1 protein-coding gene and 1 pseudogene are annotated in these 1,254 nt (G+C 65.5%); both read left to right on the top strand.

Annotation, left to right across the window (positions count from 1 at the left end; translation table 11 throughout):
- The first annotated feature begins 77 nt into the window (after window positions 1-77).
- The gene (locus ACO2RJ_RS20870; RefSeq protein WP_423269985.1) at window positions 78-428 is read left to right on the top strand and encodes a transposase; all 351 of its coding nucleotides are present in this window, start codon (window positions 78-80) and stop codon (window positions 426-428) included.
- Window positions 416-1,225 (top strand): annotated as a pseudogene (locus ACO2RJ_RS20865) (IS3 family transposase); the annotation flags it as partial. The gene ACO2RJ_RS20870 and the pseudogene ACO2RJ_RS20865, both read left to right, overlap by 13 nt.
- Window positions 1,226-1,254: the final 29 nt, after the last annotated feature.

Below are 1,254 nucleotides of genomic sequence, written 5' to 3'. Positions count from 1 at the left end.
TGGAGTGGGCCCTTCGAGGTGGACGGATTGAGCTTTTGGAATTGACCGTAGGCCGGGCTTTCAGAGGATGAGAGCCCATGACACGCCATCGATCCCACAGCATCGCGTTCAAGCGCCAGATCGCGCAGGAATTCATCTCCGGGGAGACCCTGCACGGCCTTGCGAAGCGGCATGACCTATCGCGCAACCTGATCCGCTTGTGGGTGCAGAAGTACGAGGCCGGCGCGTTCGATGAGGACGCGGAGGCAGCCGATCGGATGCAGGAGTACGAGGCGCGGATCGCTGCGTTGGAGCGGCTTGTCGGCCGACAGGCGCTCGAGCTCGAGTTTCTAAAGGGGGCTCTGCGAAGCGGACCGCGGCCGAGAAGCGCGACTACGTCCGTGATCACCGGCCCCGTGGCCTCTCCGTCGCCGAAGGATGTCGGCTGATGGGGATCGCGCGATCGAGCTACTACGACGAGCCGCGCCGGGCGTTCGACGACACTGCCCTTGTGGAAGCAATGACGGCGATCTCCGATGCGTTCGAAGCCTATGGCTGGCGGCGCATCCAGGCGGCTCTGCGTCAGCAGGGCTGCGTCGTGAACCACAAGAAGGTTCGGCGGCTGATGCGCGAGCACGGGCTACAGCCGAGACGCCGGCGCCGCCATGTCACGACCACGGACAGCCGCCACGACAGTCCGATCCTCCCGAACCGCGCCAAGGACGTCGCTCTGACCGGGCCGAACCAGCTTTGGGTTGCGGACATCACCTACGTTCCAGTCGTCGGCCGGTTCGTCTACGTGGCGGTCGTCCTCGACGCCTGGTCGCGGACCGTCGTCGGCTACGCCATCAGCCGTTCGATCGACGCCCGGCTGACGACAGCTGCGCTGGAGGTGGCGGTCGAGCGCCGGCGGCCGCACGCGGGCTGCATCCATCACTCGGACCGCGGCTCGCAATACGCCAGCCAAGCCTACCGCGATGCGCTAGCCGCTCACGGCCTGATCGGCTCGATGGGCCGACGCGGCAACCCTTACGACAACGCCAAGGCGGAGAGCTTCATGAAGACGCTCAAGGTGGAGGCAGTCTATCCGATGGCCTACGAGACCTTCACCGACGTCGCCGAGAGCCTTCCGACCTTCATCGACGACGTCTACAACGCAAAGAGGCTTCACTCGGCGCTCGGCTACCTCAGCCCGCGTCAGTTCGAGGATCACCACGCCCGGCAGACAGTCCAAACCGAAGCATGATCGCTGTCCGGCTCAAGGGGCCCACTCCA

Origin of the sequence: Hansschlegelia sp. KR7-227, assembly GCF_049446035.1 — a bacterium.
Lineage (GTDB): Bacteria > Pseudomonadota > Alphaproteobacteria > Rhizobiales > Methylopilaceae > Methylopila.
This window is presented reverse-complemented; position numbering and strand designations above follow the sequence as displayed.